Source organism: Desertibacillus haloalkaliphilus (assembly GCF_019039105.1).
Classification (GTDB): domain Bacteria; phylum Bacillota; class Bacilli; order Bacillales; family KJ1-10-99; genus Desertibacillus; species Desertibacillus haloalkaliphilus.
Map to the genome: position 1 here is coordinate 103,125 of NZ_JAHPIV010000011.1, position 19,131 is coordinate 122,255.

24 protein-coding genes, 1 other RNA gene and 1 riboswitch are annotated in these 19,131 nt (G+C 39.7%); of the genes, 16 read left to right on the forward strand and 9 right to left on the reverse strand.

The window, feature by feature from the left end; translation table 11 throughout:
* Positions 1-192 precede the first annotated feature (192 nt).
* From KH400_RS13525 to KH400_RS13540, 4 genes are all read right to left on the reverse strand, one after another.
* Positions 193-1,626, reverse strand: a complete 1,434-nt coding sequence (locus tag KH400_RS13525) for a DEAD/DEAH box helicase (protein WP_217225348.1) — start codon at positions 1,624-1,626, stop codon at positions 193-195.
* A 342-nt stretch (positions 1,627-1,968) separates the two neighbouring features.
* The gene (locus KH400_RS13530) at positions 1,969-2,424 is read right to left on the reverse strand and encodes a hypothetical protein (protein ID WP_217225350.1); all 456 of its coding nucleotides are present in this window, start codon (positions 2,422-2,424) and stop codon (positions 1,969-1,971) included.
* A 122-nt stretch (positions 2,425-2,546) separates the two neighbouring features.
* On the reverse strand, positions 2,547-3,239 hold the full coding sequence (locus KH400_RS13535; protein WP_217225352.1) for a hypothetical protein: 693 nt from the start codon (positions 3,237-3,239) through the stop codon (positions 2,547-2,549).
* 56 nt (positions 3,240-3,295) lie between these two features.
* Complete coding sequence (locus KH400_RS13540; RefSeq protein ID WP_217225355.1) at positions 3,296-3,919, reverse strand: M50 family metallopeptidase; 624 nt, start codon at positions 3,917-3,919, stop codon at positions 3,296-3,298.
* A gap of 271 nt (positions 3,920-4,190) precedes the next feature.
* On the opposite strand from KH400_RS13540, the gene KH400_RS24110 reads away from it, so the two are divergent.
* Together KH400_RS24110 and KH400_RS13555 are read left to right on the forward strand one after the other, a co-directional pair.
* Positions 4,191-4,649 carry a PCYCGC motif-containing (lipo)protein gene (locus tag KH400_RS24110; protein WP_369009380.1) on the forward strand — a complete coding sequence of 153 codons (459 nt, stop codon included), beginning with the start codon at positions 4,191-4,193 and terminating at the stop codon, positions 4,647-4,649.
* A gap of 291 nt (positions 4,650-4,940) precedes the next feature.
* Positions 4,941-5,135, forward strand: a complete 195-nt coding sequence (locus KH400_RS13555) for a hypothetical protein (protein WP_217225361.1) — start codon at positions 4,941-4,943, stop codon at positions 5,133-5,135.
* A gap of 279 nt (positions 5,136-5,414) precedes the next feature.
* Here KH400_RS13555 and KH400_RS13560 read toward each other — a convergent pair whose 3' ends face one another.
* The 3 genes from KH400_RS13560 to KH400_RS13570 form a co-directional block, all read right to left on the reverse strand.
* The gene (locus KH400_RS13560) at positions 5,415-5,519 is read right to left on the reverse strand and encodes a YjcZ family sporulation protein (protein ID WP_217225362.1); all 105 of its coding nucleotides are present in this window, start codon (positions 5,517-5,519) and stop codon (positions 5,415-5,417) included.
* 163 nt (positions 5,520-5,682) lie between these two features.
* Positions 5,683-5,948, reverse strand: an RNA gene (gene ffs / locus KH400_RS13565) — signal recognition particle sRNA large type.
* A 103-nt stretch (positions 5,949-6,051) separates the two neighbouring features.
* Positions 6,052-6,339: a hypothetical protein gene (locus KH400_RS13570; protein ID WP_217225364.1), complete on the reverse strand. Its 288-nt coding sequence runs from the start codon at positions 6,337-6,339 to the stop codon at positions 6,052-6,054.
* A 171-nt stretch (positions 6,340-6,510) separates the two neighbouring features.
* Here KH400_RS13570 and KH400_RS13575 point away from each other — a divergent pair, with 171 nt between their 5' ends.
* From KH400_RS13575 to msrA, 4 genes are all read left to right on the forward strand, one after another.
* Positions 6,511-6,738 carry a hypothetical protein gene (locus tag KH400_RS13575; RefSeq protein WP_217225366.1) on the forward strand — a complete coding sequence of 76 codons (228 nt, stop codon included), beginning with the start codon at positions 6,511-6,513 and terminating at the stop codon, positions 6,736-6,738.
* Positions 6,739-6,971: 233 nt separating this feature from the next.
* Positions 6,972-8,798 (forward strand): MotA/TolQ/ExbB proton channel family protein, encoded by a 1,827-nt coding sequence (locus KH400_RS13580; RefSeq protein WP_217225368.1) that lies wholly within the window; start codon positions 6,972-6,974, stop codon positions 8,796-8,798.
* A complete protein-coding gene (locus KH400_RS13585) occupies positions 8,791-9,486 on the forward strand; it encodes an OmpA family protein (RefSeq protein ID WP_217225370.1) in 696 nt (231 codons plus the stop codon). Before KH400_RS13580 ends, KH400_RS13585 begins: the two co-directional genes overlap by 8 nt.
* Positions 9,487-9,648: 162 nt before the next feature.
* Positions 9,649-9,764: riboswitch (SAM riboswitch) on the forward strand.
* Positions 9,765-9,944: 180 nt separating this feature from the next.
* On the forward strand, positions 9,945-10,409 hold the full coding sequence (gene msrA / locus KH400_RS13590) for a peptide-methionine (S)-S-oxide reductase MsrA (protein WP_217225372.1): 465 nt from the start codon (positions 9,945-9,947) through the stop codon (positions 10,407-10,409).
* A 54-nt stretch (positions 10,410-10,463) separates the two neighbouring features.
* On the opposite strand, the gene KH400_RS13595 is transcribed toward msrA, so the two are convergent.
* Positions 10,464-11,237, reverse strand: a complete 774-nt coding sequence (locus KH400_RS13595) for a YheC/YheD family protein (RefSeq protein ID WP_217225374.1) — start codon at positions 11,235-11,237, stop codon at positions 10,464-10,466.
* A gap of 178 nt (positions 11,238-11,415) precedes the next feature.
* Here KH400_RS13595 and KH400_RS13600 point away from each other — a divergent pair, with 178 nt between their 5' ends.
* The 3 genes from KH400_RS13600 to KH400_RS13610 all read left to right on the forward strand — a co-directional run bounded on the left by KH400_RS13600 (position 11,416) and on the right by KH400_RS13610 (position 12,500).
* Entirely contained in the window at positions 11,416-11,706 is a 291-nt protein-coding gene (locus KH400_RS13600) for a hypothetical protein (RefSeq protein WP_217225376.1), read from the forward strand.
* A gap of 62 nt (positions 11,707-11,768) precedes the next feature.
* On the forward strand, positions 11,769-12,125 hold the full coding sequence (locus tag KH400_RS13605; RefSeq protein WP_217225379.1) for a hypothetical protein: 357 nt from the start codon (positions 11,769-11,771) through the stop codon (positions 12,123-12,125).
* A 33-nt stretch (positions 12,126-12,158) separates the two neighbouring features.
* Entirely contained in the window at positions 12,159-12,500 is a 342-nt protein-coding gene (locus KH400_RS13610) for a hypothetical protein (protein ID WP_217225381.1), read from the forward strand.
* A 51-nt stretch (positions 12,501-12,551) separates the two neighbouring features.
* Here the strand turns inward: KH400_RS13610 and KH400_RS13615 are convergent, their stop codons facing one another.
* Positions 12,552-12,902: a PH domain-containing protein gene (locus tag KH400_RS13615; RefSeq protein WP_217225383.1), complete on the reverse strand. Its 351-nt coding sequence runs from the start codon at positions 12,900-12,902 to the stop codon at positions 12,552-12,554.
* A 143-nt stretch (positions 12,903-13,045) separates the two neighbouring features.
* Here KH400_RS13615 and KH400_RS13620 point away from each other — a divergent pair, with 143 nt between their 5' ends.
* From KH400_RS13620 to KH400_RS13650, 7 genes are all read left to right on the forward strand, one after another.
* Positions 13,046-13,216 (forward strand): hypothetical protein, encoded by a 171-nt coding sequence (locus KH400_RS13620; protein ID WP_217225385.1) that lies wholly within the window; start codon positions 13,046-13,048, stop codon positions 13,214-13,216.
* Positions 13,217-13,556: 340 nt separating this feature from the next.
* Complete coding sequence (gene codB / locus KH400_RS13625) at positions 13,557-14,816, forward strand: cytosine permease (protein WP_217225387.1); 1,260 nt, start codon at positions 13,557-13,559, stop codon at positions 14,814-14,816.
* Positions 14,817-16,082, forward strand: coding sequence for a cytosine deaminase (locus tag KH400_RS13630; protein ID WP_217225390.1), 1,266 nt, complete (start codon positions 14,817-14,819; stop codon positions 16,080-16,082).
* Positions 16,083-16,256: 174 nt separating this feature from the next.
* Positions 16,257-16,664, forward strand: coding sequence for an acyl-CoA thioesterase (locus KH400_RS13635; RefSeq protein ID WP_217225392.1), 408 nt, complete (start codon positions 16,257-16,259; stop codon positions 16,662-16,664).
* Positions 16,665-16,871: 207 nt separating this feature from the next.
* Positions 16,872-17,459: a TetR/AcrR family transcriptional regulator gene (locus KH400_RS13640; protein WP_217225394.1), complete on the forward strand. Its 588-nt coding sequence runs from the start codon at positions 16,872-16,874 to the stop codon at positions 17,457-17,459.
* 39 nt (positions 17,460-17,498) lie between these two features.
* Positions 17,499-18,377 carry a serine hydrolase domain-containing protein gene (locus KH400_RS13645; protein ID WP_246589560.1) on the forward strand — a complete coding sequence of 293 codons (879 nt, stop codon included), beginning with the start codon at positions 17,499-17,501 and terminating at the stop codon, positions 18,375-18,377.
* A 327-nt stretch (positions 18,378-18,704) separates the two neighbouring features.
* A complete protein-coding gene (locus tag KH400_RS13650) occupies positions 18,705-19,130 on the forward strand; it encodes a MaoC family dehydratase (RefSeq protein WP_217225396.1) in 426 nt (141 codons plus the stop codon).
* Position 19,131 lies beyond the last annotated feature (1 nt).

Consider the following 19,131-nt stretch of genomic DNA (forward strand, 5'->3'; position numbering starts at 1 on the left):
ATGAAGGACTAAATAGCCCCGAAAATAGAACTGCACCCCAATTGTTAGACACAACTAACAATTGAGGGGGCAGTTTTTTTATGGATACATATGCTTTTGATGGAAATTTCCACTTCCAAAACCGAACCCGTTAGGTCTCCTTTTTTAGTTTTAGTTGGATACGAGGATGGAGTGCAACAGCAAGAGGGGGATTCAACGTGCTTTGTGGACCTTTAATTGTTTGCCTTTAATCGTTTTATCCTTCATCGCTTCGAGCACCGTTTGGCCTTTACCGTTAAGAATATCAACATAGGTTGCACGTTCTTGAATGGAAATAATGCCAATATCATCGGCGGTTATCGTTGGAATGCTTGTTATCGTGCCGACAAAATCAACCGGCCGTAACTTCTTTTTCTTACCGCCGTTAAAGTAAAGTTTCATAATATCTTTTTCGAGTACATCACTTTTATCCTTTTTAAGGGTTGTTTGAGCTTTCATTTTTTCATTAAATTCGGGCTTTGCTTTTGTGACAGCCTCCTTTGACGGTGCTGGTTGAATACGGATTGGCAAACCGAGAAGCTCTTCAATGTCTTTGATGTATTTTTGTTCGTAATGAGTAACAAGCGTGATCGCTTTTCCAGATTTGCCGGCGCGGCCCGTTCGTCCGATCCGATGAACATAGCTTTCTTTTTCATCAGGGACGTCGTAGTTGATCACTAAGCTAATGTTTTCAATATCAATCCCTCTAGCCGCTACATCTGTTGCGATTAAATAACGAAATGTGCCTCTTTTGAAATCGTTCATGACAGCAAAGCGATCCTCTTGCTTTAGACCACCGTGAATTTTTCGGCAAGAATAATTGGCTCGCTTTAATTGCTGATGCAATTGATCGACTTGTTGCTGTGTTCCACAAAAAATGATGCAGCTATCTGGGTTTTCGACGATCGTGACATCTTGGAGAATGGAAAGTTTCTTTTCTTCCCTGACTTCAATGACGGAGTGATCAATGGTGTTCTTTGTTACTTGAGAGCTTTCAATCTCAATATAGGTCGGCTCTTGCATATACCGTCGACAGAGCACCTTAATTTCTTCAGGTACTGTAGCAGAAAAGAGTGAGGTCACTCTTGATTGCGGTAATTCCTTGATAATCGCTTCAACTTGATCGATAAACCCCATATTTAACATTTCATCAGCTTCATCAATAATCAGGTGCTCAATCTGACCGAGGGCTAATGTTCCTTTTTTTATATGATCAAACACTCGTCCAGGGGTACCGACGACAACATGTGTTTTTTGCTTTAATTCTAACTTTTGTTTTTCAAATGATTGTTTGCCAAAGAGGGCAACAGCGTTCACTCGTTTATACCGTCCGATCGCAATGATGTCTTCTTTCACTTGAGCAGCGAGCTCACGGGTCGGCGTGAGGATTAACGCTTGCGGCTTATTGTTATCCCAATCAACCATGTCGCAAATCGGGATCGCAAACGATGCCGTCTTGCCACTTCCAGTCTGTGATTTGACAATCATGTCTTGCTTTTTAAGAGCGAGTGGAATCACTTTTTGCTGCACTGGCGTAGCGGTCGTGTAGTTTAATTGCTTTAGTGTGCGTTGGATGTCGTGACTAATAGAAAAGTCTTTAAAATTCATAGCAATCCCTCATTTACAATGGTTAGTATGTTTACCTTATATTTCTTCTAATTGAATCGATCTATGTACAAGCGACGAAAGGGGTTTAGATGAACCTCCATATAAATTTCACGTACCGTTTTAAAAATATAGAATTAAATATGGTCAATCATTATTACACTATCATACAGTATAACAAAAAGGTGTCCACCTATGTTACAAACGAACCTTACGATCTTTTTAGCAACCAGTTGTCAACGAACATATGACAATTTTTTTAGGATAGTCAATGCGGTTCCAAACGATTTTAAATTGAAAAAGACCGCTGCATCCTGTCACAGCGGTCTTCAGTGTGCCTGGTTATTAGATCAGTGAGAAGCCTTCTTCCTCTAAATAGTTCATCGCTTCTCGGTATGTGTTGAACGTACCGTCTAAGCGGTCATCATCTGTATAAACATTCCACATGTCTTCTTCTTGCACTAATCGTAGTGTCATCGTGTTCTCATTGATCCAGATCTCTTCTTCATGTAGGTCTTGTTCCGTTGCAGTAAGAGAATCGATCGCCTCTGCTACAATCGTGCGAAGTTCGTCCTCGCTAAAGTTGCGGATATTGACCAATCCTTTTTTATTTGTATCATAGCCGCTCAATTTTCCGGCATAAACAAAGCCATTCCCATTCGGGTGTAGGTGATAGACGACATTTAATACATCGTATGCACTCTCGTTGTAATGAAAATTGACTCGTCCTAATGAGACATCCTTCCTTTCTAGTTCAGGGAAGGATTCAATAATCGCTAATTTTTCTTCAAATGTTAACATAGTACCTCCAGATTACGGTTGTGTAACAATGATCTGTTACGAACCTATTGTACTGATTTCTTTCCGTATAACTTTACCATTCTAAACCGATGATCACAATCGATTTAACTAATCGCTCTTTGTTACTGTTCTTCCATTAACTGTTGAAGCTGCTTGTAAAAGTCCTTGTTGTATGACGTGACCGTATGCACTCTGGCATGTGTAAGTGGGATTAACGCGTTACAGCTACGCGATTCGCAAGCAATATTCTCTTGATCCATACGAACTAAATACTTTTTGCGCTGTTTACATGTCGGACAAGTTGCACGAATGAGTCGCACCGTTGCTCCTTTTGAAAAGGCACCATTCGTCTGATCTTTTGTTTCTTTTGATAACTCTTGAAATAAGACAGCATTCGTAGCGGCACGTCCCGTTCGTTTGATCAGTGTCTCCAGTTTGACGATCGGTTTAGGATTACGGACAGGATTTTTCTTAACGGTAATCGTATCGAATTCATCAATCTCTAATAGGCCATATCCTTTAGGTAGCTCGTCATGACTAATCAATCCTACAGGCGTCATAATATAGGCGTAATCAGCAATCGCATGGTACCCATAGGATGCATCTAAGACATCATCACGCTTAAAATCAGCTCGTGACACCTTGACTTCAATAATGCGTGCTTCTTTTCGTTTAAGGTTTATGCCAAGAGCATCCGCTTTTAACTTCTTCCGTTTTACAAAAAGCTTCACTTCATTGGCACATAAATCTGTCATTTTCCCTTTTAGCCAGTAGAGGGCTTGTGTTTTAAAGTGCTTATGCAGGCTGCTTTCCATCAGTGATGTTCCTTTCCTCTCTCAATCTCTTTCCCATTTTACCAAATATCTCTCATTTATATGATAAAAAGCGTGAAAACATAATAGAGTACGACGATGGATTGACCGAAAAAGACAAATCCCCATAGTGTGGCTGGAATGAATGTTAGCTTTGCTAGGTTTGTCGCATCACCGGCACGAGATGGTTGAATAAGACTAAGGTAGAGGACTGCAAATGAAGTAGACACCGATTGGATGAGGACGATACAAGCGACAAAAAGGGTGAAATGTTCCTTGAGAGCAGATAGCTGATTGTATTCAATGTATAGGCAAAATCCAAGAAAGCCAAATAACCAAAGGATCCCATAAACATTCCGAATCCAGAAAAGAAGGTTAATAATAGCCAGAGTAAATAATCCGTAAAAAATGACAGCGGTTCTGCCGGTTGAAATAAAGTAGAAAGAAATAAAAGCGATCGCTGATGAAAAGGTATAGCCCGCATAACTAACAATGAACTTGCTTAGCCACGAACGAGTCCCTGTTTGAGCCAGACCCTCACTGTTTAAAAATAAGGAAACCGAATAGACTTTTCCGCTTGTAAGCAGTGCTGCAATCGCATGGCCTGATTCATGAATGAGCGTATTAACAGTAGCAAATACCTGCCTAACGATTGGAATATGGGAGACAATGAACGCTCCCACTAAATAAAAGTAGACCTGTTCCAGGTTAATCCCCCCTACCGAAGAACTTGTTACTAGCAAGGATTACACGATCAGAGCATTTCTATAACTCCGGGAACATACATGTACACCCATTGTACAGAAAAGCTTGAAATGACGACTGAATTGTGAGCAAATGTTGACGTTTTATCAACCGTGACGTTATTCACAGATGATTATGATATAAATAAGCTATGATTATTATAATCATACAGTTCGTCATCAGAGATCGTCACAGAGAGGAGGATTCTTTTTGAAAGAACGCTTACTAAAAATAGCCTTGTTTGCCATAGTTTTGCTTGTAGCTGTTGGTTGCAGCGGAAATGGGGAGCAAGAGGCGTTGAGTGATGAGTACGATTTTCCTGATTATGTACTAGAAGCCCATCATCCGGGGGCGATAGATGCTTATCAATATGCCGTTGACCATGGTGATGATTTAGACCATATTCCTTGCTATTGTAATTGTTTTGTTGAACCATTCAACCATGAAAGTGTCAAAGATTGTTTCATTGATAACGAACAAGCCACAGATGAAATGATTGTTTATGATTCGCACGGTGCTGGCTGAGGAATCTGCATCGAGATTGTACTGGATGTACAACAAATGCGAGACGAAGGAAAGCCTCTAACGGAAGTCCGTGATTATATTGACGAGAAATACTCACATTTTGCAGACCCAACACCAACCCCGTATCCACCGGAAGGGGTTTAAAGATTTATAATTTTAAATTGGGTTGTGAGTGTTGAAGGGTAGGAGAGCGAATGGATTCGGAGACTTCCGAAAAAGTAACAGGCAGGAAAATTCAGGAAGAGTAATGGCTCGGCCCTCATGGATTCGCTCTCTTTTTTGAATAAAAAACACAAGATTTTGTGTTCAATGGAACCATTCGTGAATATGATATTAGAAACCAATATGAATAAGTTTGTTTGTACATGAGGATCCTTAATGCTCCTTATTTTTGAAAGCGTTTACAATGCGAACTTCTAGGGAGGAGGATTAAAAATGAGTGTGAAGATGAGTAGGTTGATTGGCTGGATTGCAATTATGCTCGGTATCCTCGGCTTGTTTTTCTTACACTTCTTTTTAGGGACTGTTGCGATTATCGTTGGAATCGTCGGCTTATTTTCAAAGGAAAAAGGATTCGCTCTGTTTGCGATTGCCGTTGGACTTGTAGCGATCTATTTTGGAATGAACTGAATGCATTAAATTTAAGATGAGCAATGAAAAGGGAAGGCCCCGCCTTGCCTTTTCTCATTCTTTCATTTTGACCAATTAGACATTCCAAAAAACTTCATTTACCATCTTTAAAAATAATGTATTGACTCTATCATTGAAAACAAAGAATTCAGTATATAACAAACTATAAACCAAATACATATTAGAATTTCCATGACTATGTTATGGAAAAAGAGCCCAGCGAGGGCTCTTTTCGGGAGTGTTCTCATATGGTGGCCCCGACAAGCAGGAGGGAGTTCCTTAATAATAAGGCGTTACATACGCTGTTCCGACAATGATGAGTAAGATGAACAGCACAACAATTAACGCAAAGTTAAAATCTCTTCTGTGCTTGTGATCACTCATGAAGTTTCACCTCCAATCTTTTGTTAGTATATTTTATGAAGTCATTGTAATCATGTTTGGACGAACTATGTAGGATAATAGTGGTTTTTTAGTACTAAAAAAAGGTAGCCAAAAGGTTGATTCTACCTTTTGACTACCTTAATATCGTCAATCTCTATGTAAATCGTAAACCTATATACGACATCATGATCCATGCGTTGTCTTTTGCTCTGACTCAGAAAAAGTGACCTTTCATACACGAAACAGCTCCTGCTTATGGCTGCTTCCTTCCGGATCTGACCCGTTCGTAGGCGTTTCGTCACAAAAGACTTTTTCCTCAACATCAAATTAAAAGGACTGACCACACATCAAGATACCTTCTATAGGAATTTGACCCTGCTATAGCGGATTGCAGGTTACAAGGCACCGCTACCTCCCCGTCTATTACGATCTGTTTCAACGTTCTATATATATAATACTATGGATGCTGGCAGTCGTAAACGTCAATTATTTGGTAGTGCAGGGGATAGATGGAAACGACAAATTGGGAGGCTTAACCCTCGCGGATCGTTGCTAATAGCCAATTGGTGATTTGCTTTTTTTCACCGTCAGTGAATTGATAATTCGGAGAGTCACAGCCCTCTTCGTAAAGCGAAATTTGTAACACGTCGTTTTCTTGGTTCAAGATCACGAGTGCCTCCGGGTCTTCGATATCTTCGGGCATGTTATCACACATAAAGCGAACAATACAATGTGTCCATTGCTGTACATCGTAACTATCTTTTAGTTGAAAATCTGTCAATGTCATTTCTGTATATTTTTCAAAATTCAAATCGATCAAGTGAATCGCTCCTTAGTATGTTATTCAACTCGTCCATCGTATCACAGTGTTTTTGCTGAAGGGAATAAAGTCTCTTGATTGGGTTCGGGTAGGTAGAAATAGTTATCGTGCATAAACGTTGATATTCCGTTCATTCTAAAGACTAATGACTGTAAAAAGGAGACATAGACCGTGAAGGATTATGAAATCAAACGAATGGTTGTCGATGATGAGTATTATACCGAAGAATTCGTAACGACGGACTTTACTTACAACAATCAAGATTATAGCATTTCCTTTAGCAAAGAGGATCTAGAAACGGTGAATGCATGGATGTTTGAAGATGATAAATCGGTTCCGGCCAACTTATCTGAACGTATGATTGATTCGATTAGAGAAGATGTGAAAAAGAGAATCTAATGAAAATTTTGGCTACTGGTTTTTGGGATCAGTGGCCTTTTTTATCGGAGTGCGCGAGCAATGAGAGTCATTTACAGAATCGCGCCGCCTTTAATTGAAGCGTGAGGGTCAAGGACTTGGAATTTGTTTTGATCCCGCTGCTTTCCATCGTTCCATGCATGATTTGTCCACGTAGAGAATAGCTATTAACAAGGCTAATGTAGTGACAAGTCATCTTTGTTAGGGGGATTGTTATGGTTGAAGCGATTTTACAGTTATTTATCAGTCAGGAGCAAGCTCAATCGATTTTATCCAATCCATTGATCGAATTTATTTTTATGGTGTTGTTTGTAACTTTTATCGTAGCTGTCATCATTCACTTTACCTTGTATAGGAAATTGAGACGAGTACGGAATTTTATTAATGACACTCATTCTCTGGATATTGACCCAGTTAACCGGTTTCAAGCAGAGTATGAGCAAAAAAGTCAGCAAGAATCGGTAAAAGTTGAAACCTTTGTCCAAAATAAATTTTCAAGTTGGCGAATGTTTAATCTACCGATTGTGAGTATTATTAAAATGGTGCAGATGACCGTTTCTGTTTTTATTTTAGTCGGGGTGTTAGGGACATTCATTGGACTGGCAATGTCGCTCGGAAGTATTAATGCTACAGGCGATCAACTCGTAGAAAATGTCGCACTCGTTCTCGCGGGAATTGATGTTGCGTTCTATACGAGTATCACGGGTATGGGGTTATCATTACTGATGACGGTGATCACGAAAGTAGCGAATACCGAATATATGTTAACCGACATCATGCTCAAAACCGAATCTCATTTAGAGGAAAACGAACAAGATGGAATGGCACGCTTGATTACTGTGTCCGAAACGATTAACGCATCGATCGTTGAGCTTCGTGAAACGAATCAGGAATCGTTACAAAACATTGTCCAATCGTTTGACGGTTTTAAGGAATATACGGCTGGTTTGCAGCAATCGGCAAAGGACTTAGCGAAGTTTAATGACGGTTTAACTGAAAACTTAAAAGATTTCACGGTCATTTTTAACCGGATGAAAGAAGTGACGAACGGTTTTGATCAAGGAGTTAAGAAGCTAAATAAAAACTTTGAGCAGTTATTTGCTTATTTTTATAACATGGATCAGCGAAATGAACGAATGGCAAGTGCTTTTACGGAAACGTATAGGAAGATAGACGAATTAACAACGTCACAGAAAGAAACGATGAACCAATTCCAGACAGCTGTTGTTGATTGGAAAAACTATTTTGCCTCCATTAGTGAGAAGCAGGAATCGATTCATGGCTCATTTGTGCGAGCGACTGCACAAAGTGAGAATCTTGTATCGATGATGAAAACGAATAACGAACAGTTTGCGCGAATTTTTGGAGGCGATTTAAGCTCGAAGCTGAGCGGGATTTCAACGCATTTAAGAGGGCTGAAGAACGACTTCGATAAACTCGGAAATTCGATTGTTCGCCTGCCTGAGGCACTAGAAACGATTCATACCGCTCAAGAAGAATATAAAAGTCTCTTGTCAGGTCGACTTGAAGAGCTTCAGCAATTTAATCAAGAGTTCCATGATCATTTACGGGCTCACGCCAGAGAATCGCAATCGTTTGAAAAGCATTTAAATGCTGCCTCTCGTTCCTATGAGCAAGTGGGCGTTAAGAATCATCAAATGCTTACTGAAATCAACCGTACGATTGCAGATATGAAAGATTCATTTAACCACCGCGAAAATCAGATTGAATCAAGCGTGTCCGTGCTAAAAGACACCCTCTCAAGGTATGTTAGCAGTTTAGAGGGAACCCTGGGTGACCGCCTCGATAAGGTGAGTCGCAACATCGGTGGTTATGTTGTCGATATTAACGACGCGATGAAAAAAGAATTTAAGCAAATCGGAGAAATTACAGAAGATCAACAGCAAAGAAGCGCTCGTTTTATGCAACAGACGATCAGTGAATTAAGTCAAGAAATTCACACGTTAAATCGTCAACTCCAGTCGCTCTCTCAAGGGGCGATGAGTCAACCAACGAGAGTAAGGGTTGGAAGCAATGATTAAGAAGTATAAAAAACTATTCCATGGTGAACAAGAGGAAGGACACTTTTGGCCATCATTTACGGATTTATTAACAGCGCTTCTTTTATGTTTTATTTTAATTTTTATTATCATGATGGTGATCAAATCGTTTCAGATTGAAGAGATGAATCGGACGATTGATCAAATCATGGGGGTTAGAGTCGATTTAATTAATGACTTGAATGATGAATTTAGTGATTCAACGTTAAATGTTGAAATTGATGAGGAGACTGGTGCTCTGATCTTTGATACGGACATTTTGTTTGCGTTTGATGAAACGGTGTTAAAGCCTGAGGCGTTTACGTTTTTAGATGAATTTGTACCCGCTTATTTAGATGTCCTCTTAGAAAGCGGCTATGAAGAGTATATTTCAGAAATTATTATCGAAGGTCATGCGGACAGAATTGGTGACTATCTATACAATCTCGAGCTGTCGCAAGAGCGAGCATTTAGTGTCGCAGAATATGTGCTCAGCGATGATTTTCCTTATCAGAACATCCAAGCACATTTGAAAGATAAGCTAACCGTCAACGGTCGATCCTATACAGATGGTCGTACGGATGTAGAGGGTAACTATAGCAACCAAGAATCTCGACGAGTCGAATTTAAATTCCGTTTAAAGGACGAAGAGATATTAGAAAAAACCCATGAGCTGTTAAATGGAGCATAAGAGTTTGATATGGACTCACCTAATCATCTTGAATGATTGGGTGATTTGCCTTTTAAAATGTAATGCAAAGGTGATTTTATTTATTTTTGAAAATTTTCCTTGCAAAGTAGCCACCAATCAGATACAATTTTATTTAACAAATAAAAATTAATAGCGATAGACTTCTTATCCAGAGTGGTGGAGGGACTGGCCCTTTGAAACCCGGCAACCATTAAATCAAGTCATTGATTTGAACGGTGCTAATTCCTGCAAGGATTGACTTCCTTGGGAGATGAGAGGATCGTATACATATACGATAACCTCTCTACATTCATTAGAGAGGTTTTTCTTATACTATCAGAATTTATTAGCGTTAGGACGATAGTATAACGTCAACTAAGGTTTTCGCCATCGGTTGATGAAAAGCCAAGTTTTTGTATATGGAAAGAAGGTTTATCGCTCGAAAAGGAGCGAGTAAAATGGAAAAAGCAGTATTTGCAGCAGGTTGTTTTTGGGGTGTTGAAGCATTTTTTGAAGAGGTTCGTGGCGTAGAAGAAACAAGAGTCGGTTATACAGGTGGCGATGTAGAGCACCCTTCTTATGAAGAAGTGAAATCAGGTCAAACCGGTCATGCAGAAGCGATTGAGATTTGGTATAATCCGTGGAAAATTTCATATGCAGAACTAGTGGATAAATTTTTTGAATGTCATAATCCAACAACACGTAATCGTCAAGGAATTGATGTCGGCACACAATACCGTTCGGCGATCTTCTTTCAAAACCTTCAGCAACTAGAAGTAGCGGTGAAGAAGAAAGCTGAATTAAACCGTACGAGTCCAAAGCTGATTGTCACAGAAGTTGCACCAGCCAAACCATTCTATCAAGCTGAGGAATATCATCAGAAGTATTTCCAGAAAAACGGGACGTTGGCTTGCGGGATTTAAAACATTCTCGGGTGCCAGGCACCTTAAAAGGGGTGCCTGGCACCGTTTCGTGTTTTACCCTCGATTATAGGCGCGAATCTTTCGAAGTGCGGAGCGATCATTTAACTCCATAAACATATCGATGGTAGGCTCTAAATTTGCTTCTATGATCCATATATCCCCTTTTGGGTCAACGCCTACATCTAACCCGATACCTCGGTATTCAGGGTAGTAATCTTGTATGCTCTGAACGTTTTTTACAGAAGCCTTGTTCATTTCTTCGATCAGTTTACACTTATCGTCTACTACTATATTTGATTGTTCGATAGCTGTTTCAAGATTTAATACTTGTTTAGCTACATTCGTAACCGCAAATCCGCTTGCTGCTACTTTAGCTGCTACGCCAGTTACCATCCAATCATCAGATTCTTTTTTCCGCTGCACCATAACCCTTAGATCGAATGGACATTCGTTAATTGTCGCAAGTGGTATATATTGTTGGATGATGTGACACTTGCCATTTAAATACGAGTTTGAAAGATAGGTATAGGCTTCTTCTCTATTACAAAACACTTTTTTCTTTTGTTCCATATGAAGCTTGATTTTTCCATCGTTCATGCAAGAGATCTTCGCAACTTTCCTCCCATATTTTCCGTAGCTTGGTTTCACGATAACTTCTCCATATTTATCAAGCATCTTCCATAGAGATTTTTTTGAAAACAGTTTTGTCTTTGGTAGGTGTTGACGTACTTTTTTCTTCTGTTTCATCAATGTATACTTTCTCCATTTGCCTACGTATCGTTCATATTCTGTATCCAATGAATTGATAGAAAGCTTTGATTCGGCCATAGTATCCTCTCCTAAAAACAGAAAGTCTGTATTTATAAGTTATGAAATTTTTCTCAATATGCTTGTTTATCCCCCTAAGAGTGACCTAGTTCTTTTCAAAATAGGTATTTTCCATCTTCCATCTATCTATACAAAATAACCTGATTTGAATATAAAAATAAAAAAGGAGGGATTGCTGTTGAATAGAGGTGACCTACTGCCTATTAGACGGCTTCTTGAAATGCAGAAAATGGACAGTCTTGTGGAACTGCTGGATCAAGGAGTTGAAAAGGATGAGTTACGAGCCCAATTTGAGAGGACGGTTTTGGAAGGTGATCCTCATTATCAAAGGTTAATGAAGATTAAAAGTCATCAAACAAAGTTGGGGCATGATACGAGCCGTCTTGACCAGGTGTTGGCTAAGGTGCGTGAATACGCTTATAACAATCCGAAAAACAAAACGATTTATAAGCTTTTACACGAATCTTAAAGCCAAGGATAAACAGGGATTGACTTAAAGAAAAGAAGAAAAGAAGAAAAGGGGAGAGAACAATGGGTAAAAAGAACTGTTCAATTGCAAGTCATAATGCCATTCCGACGGTTGAACAACCGTGTGATGGCACAGAACGAACGTACTTTGAAGATTTCACGGAAAATCATAATAAGGTATCACTTCATGTTGTAAGTTCTACACCGCCTCCATGTACGATGTTTCTTTTTATCGAAACAGATGAGGACCCCACTCCAGAACCAATACCTGTTCTTGTTCATGAGCCAATTGGCTTTGGGGAGATCAGCATCGTTGCTGAAAATGTAAGAAGAATTGCAGTGAGATGTGAAGGGGATGAGACAGCACTTTGTACGGGCTTCATATTCTTTGAGAAAACATTTTGTATTTGTTGTCCGTAAAAAGAAGAAACAAACATTTATAAAGGAGCGATTATGATGGGAGTTCGTGAACCAAAATGTTTTACGGATACGACTATTTTAGGAGCAACGATAGCCCAGCCTTGTGATGGAACGGAAAGAACGTACTTCAAAAACCTTACTACCAATCATAATAAATCATTGGTCGCTATATTTAATCTTAGTGAATGTGATATTGTTGCAATGATTGAAACCGACGACGAAGTAATTGAAAGAAGGTTAACGCCTGAGCTCTTAGAAGACACGATCCAGGTAGAAAACTTACGACGAATAACAGTTCGTTGTGAGGGAGAGAAAGGTTTAGATTGTTTTGGGTTTATTAGCATTCAGCACACGTTCTGTATTTGTTGCCCGTGAGAAGAGATGGTGCCAGGCACCTCGGTGCCTGGCACCATGAATGATTTGCGATTAATCACAAATCTTTGAGGTGAGTTTTTTGTAAAAACCGAAAACATCGGCACCCTTAACGAATGAGAGTTCGTGCGATCCGCCCTTCGTTGTGATCTCGACTTTATTCGTAAAAGAAAGCGTGCCACTTTTTTGGATAGCAATTTCTTCGATTTTGCTATACGGGATTGTGACAACAGCGGTCGCCTTAGATACAAAGCTCTTATCAACAAACAAAATCCGCTTATCCGTTAAGGCAACGAAATCAATGACTAATCCGTACGTTTGTTCCAACTGCTCTCCAGGGATTAAGTATTCCTGTATTTGATCGATATGCTTTTCTTGATTGTCACGTGATTTGAAAAATGACATCCACTCACATCCTTTCCATGATAAGTATACTCCAATTCGGGTTCTTGGTGCCAGGCACCCTACAGGGGGTGCCTGGCACCAAGAATGACAATACATACTTTGGAGAACATAAGTAACATTAATCACAGAAGGGAGTGATACGGGTGTCGAGTTCTAATAAAAAACAGCAAAAAGCAGTATTTCGTGATAATCAAGATGTAATGCCAGATGGGCCTCCTCCAGCTGGTAGAGAAGATCGCAGTGATAAGATGGGCACGTTAAATTCAGAAGAAATTCGCTTTAAGAATGCTGATCATATTTATGATGAGTATTAACAGGTGCCTGACCCACGGCGCAGTAACGCGTTAACGTACCGGGGGTCAGGCACCCATTTTTAAAAATTTGTTGACATTTTCCATTCCTTCATTGATAATGTTAGTAACTTAATAACTGGTACCTTTAATTCAGTCCCGTGAGGCTGACAAGGTAGGTCGTTACAGATAGGGGATTCGTGTATCTTTTTTGAGGCCTTATCTAACTATGTATACGTATCTAGGTTTCTTGTCAGCAAAAAAGGTTGATAAGAAGCCTTTTTTGTTTGCACAAAACCACCCATCGTAACGAAAGCTTCAAACTCCATGGTGCCAGGAATCTAAAATCATTGGAGGAATTGGCATGAAACAAACAGTTGATCGTGATTACGCATTACAACCAGTACCACAAACGGCGAGACAAGGGTTTTGGAAGATGTTCGCCGTTATGCTAGGACTAACATTTTTCTCAGCAAGTATGTGGTCGGGAGGGAGTCTCGGTGCAGGGCTAACCTTTACGCAGTTTATCCTTATTGTTATCCTCGGGAACTTGATACTCGGACTCTATACAGGGACATTAGGTTATATCGCTGCGAAAACTGGTTTATCGACACACCTTTTAGCACGCTACGCTTTCGGTGAAAAAGGTTCGTATGTCGCATCGTTTATGTTAGGCGCAACACAGGTCGGTTGGTTTGGTGTCGGGGTGGCGATGTTTGCTTTTCCTGTACAACGAGTAACTGGCATTGATACGTATGTTTTGATTGCGATTGCTGGTGTGTTAATGACAGCAACGGCTTATCTGGGAATGAAAGCATTAACGGTGTTAAGTATCATCGCTGTCCCATCGATTGCGATCCTCGGTAGTCTCTCGACGTATGAAGCTGCAAATACAGTTGGTGGATTAGGCGGCTTACTTGAGTACCAACCCGCTGAAAGCATGGCATTAGCTGTGGCATTAACGATTTGTATCGGTTCATTTATTAGTGCGGGGACATTAACACCTGACTTTGCTCGGTTTGCGAAAACGAAGAAAACCGGATTCTTCACAACGGTCATCGCATTTTTTATCGGAAATTCATTAATGTTTCTTTTCGGAGCAGTTGGTGCGATTGCCACGGGTGAATCTGATATCTCTGAAGTGATGTTTTTACAAGGCTTAATCATCCCAGCGATTATCATCCTCGGTCTGAATATTTGGACGACGAATGATAATGCACTCTATGCATCAGGTCTAGGTTTTTCACACATTACAAAAATCTCAAAAAGCAAAGTTGTCATTTTTAACGGTATTGTCGGAACGGTATTAGCGATGTGGTTGTACAATAACTTTGTCGATTGGTTAACGTTCCTAGGTTCAACATTACCACCGATTGGCGCGATTATTTTGGCAGATTACTTTATCATCCGTCGTGGAAAAGAATTAAAAGAAAGTGCCATTGAAGTTGTGAACTGGATGGCATTAGCAGCATGGGGGATCGGAGTCCTGACTGCAACCTTTGTTCCTGGGATTGCACCATTAAATGCGCTTGTCGGTTCGGCAGTGGCCTATATCGTTCTCACTTATATCAAAAAACGTAACAAGCATGAAGAAATAATGACTGAAGAGAGAAAGGTGAGCTAAATGTTAATAAAAAACGCGAAATTAAGAGGTCGGAACGGTCTATGGCAAATCTTAATCAAAAACAATCAATTTGAAACAATCGCTGAAACGGTGGAAGGGTATGAAGGAGAGGTGCTCGATGTGGAAGGAAGTCTTGTCCTTCCACCCTTCGTTGAGCCACATATTCATCTCGACACAACGCTAACAGCTGGTGAGCCTGAGTGGAACAAAAGTGGAACGCTGTTTGAAGGGATTCAACGTTGGTCGGAGCGTAAAGAGTCATTAACGAAGGAAGACGTTAAAGCCCGTGCGAAAAAAGCTTTAACTTGGCAAATCGCTCAAGGGATCCAGCATGTTCGAACTCATGTAGACGTGACGGACCCATCATTAATTGCATTAGAAGCGTTATTAGAAGTAAAAGAAGAAGTGTCAGCCAATCTCGATTTACAGCTCGTGGCTTTTCCTCAAGAAGGGATCCTGTCGTACCCAAATGGGGAAGAATTACTTGAAGAATCACTACGAATGGGGGCTGACGTCGTTGGGGGGATTCCGCACTTTGAATTCACGCGTGAGTATGGCGTCGAGTCGATGAAAAAAGCATTCGCACTAGCTGAAAAATATGATCGTCTCATTGATATACATTGCGATGAAATTGATGACGAACAATCTCGCTTTGTCGAGGTTGTTGCCGCCGAAGCCTACCGTCTCGGGATGGGAGAGCGTGTCACAGCTAGTCATACAACCGCGATGCATTCATACAATGATGCATATACATCAAAGCTCTTCCGCCTATTAAAATTGTCAAACATTAATTTTGTCGCTAATCCACTTGTTAACATTCACTTGCAAGGTCGCTTTGACTCGTACCCAAAACGCCGTGGAGTGACGCGCGTGAAAGAATTACAAGAAGCAGGAATTAACGTATGCTTTGGACATGATGATATTTTTGACCCTTGGTACCCGCTCGGAACAGGAAACATGCTACAAGTACTCCATATGGGCATCCATGTGTGTCAATTGTTAGGGTATGACCAGATCGTAAATTCAATTGACTTGATAACGAAAAACAGTGCAAAAACATTACACATTGACGATCAGTATGGCATTGAAGAAGGAAAGCCTGCGAACTTCATTGTTCTTAACGCTTGCGATGAATATGATGCGATTCGTCGCCAAGCACCTGTCCGTTACTCTGTACGTAATGGTAGAATCATCTCTGAAACAAAACCAAGTGAAACATACGTCCATTTAAATGAAGAAAAACAACAAGTGACTTTTAAAAAATAAGATCGTCTAATGAGGTTCGGTGTTGATGCCGGACCTTATTTCATTATTCATTCAATTCCTTATCATTAAAAAAGAAAGCTGTTCACTCCACCTTTTGGTAGATTTAGAAGGTGACTAGGTTAAAAATGTAGAATAATAAACATATCAAAAAGAGGAACGGGGAAGAGTGGAGATATGGAGACGATCACGGACATAGCGGTAAGAGAAGAAGAGATTGACCAATTAGGGCATGTGAATAACAAGGTATATGTCAGTTATTTTGAAAGTGGACGCGGACAATGGTTTAGTAAAGCGGGGCTTTCATTTGATGACATGTCCGAGAAGAAGATTGGTACCGTCGTTGTAAGGCTTGATATTAATTTCAAGAAAGAAGCGAGATTAGGAGAACACCTAAGAGTAAAGACAACCCCGATTAAAATGGGGAATAGGAGCTTTGAATTTAAACAGGTCATATTAAATGAATCGGATGAAGTCATCACAGAAGCGAAAGTGATTACTGTCATGTTTGATCTAGCAACGAGGAAAAGTACAGTAGTTGCAGATGAAATTAAACAACATATTCCTAGCGGAAGTGAGAACTAGGAATAAGAGACTTGTGAACAAACTACTATCAGTCTTAATAAAGAAATAAATATTTTAGCATGTCAAAAAAGCAGTTCCTAAAACAAAATAGGGACTGCTTTTATTTTTAATTCACATTTGAATTTTAGGTATGGCAAACGTTACATCGGATGCATATGGTATATCAAGTGATATATATCAACTGATATGGAAAAGGAGTGTTACAGTATGTCACCAAAGAAAAAATTCTCCGAGGATGAGGTCGTTGAGGCAGCCTTTGAAATCGCTAAAAAGGAAGGGATTGAAAATATTACGATTAGAAAAGTCGCTGATCAGTTAGGGAGCTCAATTGCCCCCATTTACGTTAACTTTGTTGATGTTGACGATCTTAAAAGGGCAGTTGTAAAAAAGATTGTTCAGCTAAGTGAGGATATGATACATGAACAACATTCTGAAAATTCATTTCGAGATATTGGTATTGCTAGTCTAAAGTTTGCTGAAGAATACCCAGTTCTATTCAAAGAATTTGCGATGAAGCCGAACGATTATATGCAAGAATATGATCAAGAAATGGGTGATTATCTTATCACTCATATGAAAAGCACACCTGAACTACAAGTGTTTTCAGACGAAGAACTAAAAATGATTTTATTTAAGATGAGGGCCTTTCAACTAGGACTGACGATGATGGTTGCCAACCGATCAGTTCCAGAGGAGTTTGACTTGGAGCAGATGATTGCCTTTTCAGATGATGTTGCTGAAGATGTGGTGAGCGCTGCTCATTTACGTAAGCAAAAGAGTAAACACGAAAATTGACTGGATCTGATAAAACGCATGTAAACAGGGGGGATTGGGTTGGGCAAAATAGATGAATCGTTTCTCGATCAAACCGTTGTCCAAATGACTAGCAAAAGAAACAACTTTGGTGCTGTACTTTGTGTGGAACAAGGGGATGACTTTTCCTGGATAGGTGCAGATGGGAATTTAAATGAGGATGATCAGTACTTTATTGCGAGTGTTACAAAATTATATGTGACGGCTATTGTATTACTCCTAAAAGAAAAAGGACAGTTGCAATTAGATGATCCCATCAGTAACTATTTATCTGAGAAGGTTATCGATGGAATCCATGTACGAAAAGGAGTTGATTACTCAAATGAGATTAAGATCAAACATTTGATCTCTAACACATCAGGCATCCCCGATTATTTCGCATATAAGCAAACCAATGGAAAAACAGTGGCTTCAGAGCTTTTCAAGGGCCATGACAGGAGCTGGTCATTTGAGGAAACATTGACTCTTGTAAAGGAATTAGAGCCTAAATTTAAACCAGGTCAAAAAGGGAAAGTCAATTATTCTGATACAAACTATCAACTCCTAGGTAGAATGATTGAAAACATTACCGGTATGAGCATCGCAGACGCCTTTCGAATATATATCTTTGAGGAACTTAACCTAACAAAAACATATGTGTATGAAAATGTAAATGATATAAATTTGGCTCCTCTTCACTATAAATCCAAGGTGATTCACATTCAGAAATATATCTCTTCGATTTCTTCAGAAGGAGGTATTGTATCGACCGCGAAAGAAACAATGATTTTTTTAAGGGCTTTTTTTGAGGGCTGTTTTTTTTCCGAAAGAACAGGTAGAAGAGCTCAAGCAATGGAATTTTCTCTTATTGCCAGGTCAATTTTACTATGGCATTGGCTTAGAAAAGTTATGGGTACCTAGAATCATCTCACCACTAAAGCCAATTAAGGAAGTAATAGGTTTTTGGGGGCAATCTGGCGCTTTTGCCTTCTACAACCCTGAACGTGACTTATACTTCACCGGCACAATAAACCAGCTCAGCGGACTGGGACATAGCGCTGCATATCGTGCGATGATAAACATCATTAAAAAGCTCTCTTAACTGGTGCCAGGCACCCTTGTTTGGGTGCCTGGCACCAAAAACACAAAACAAATTGAATTATGCACCGCTCTTTTCTATTACTTATTTGTATGGTATATATAGGTATAATAGAGAAATTTTAGAGGATTGGAAGTAGAGGTGTAGTTATGAAATTAGGTGAACTTACGATTGGACAAGTCTTTGAAACAAAATCTTATAAACTAACAAAAGATGATATTATGCGCTTTGCGAGTGAGTTTGATCCTCAATATATGCATTTGGATGAGGAAAAAGCAGAAAATGGGAGATTTAACGGAATTATAGCTTCTGGGATCCATACGTTAGCGATTTCCTTCAAACTTATGGTTGAACAAGGGGTTTATGGTGATGATGTGGTTGCAGGAACAGGGATGAATAACATTAAATTTTTCAAGCCTGTGTACCCTAATGATGAATTGCATTCGGTAGGTGAAGTGATTGATAAGAAAGAAAAGACAGAAGAAACTGGGATCCTGACAATGTTATTATCAACGTATAATAACAGGAAAGAAAAAGTCTTTGAAGGTGAATTGTCAGTACTCATTAGACGCTAAC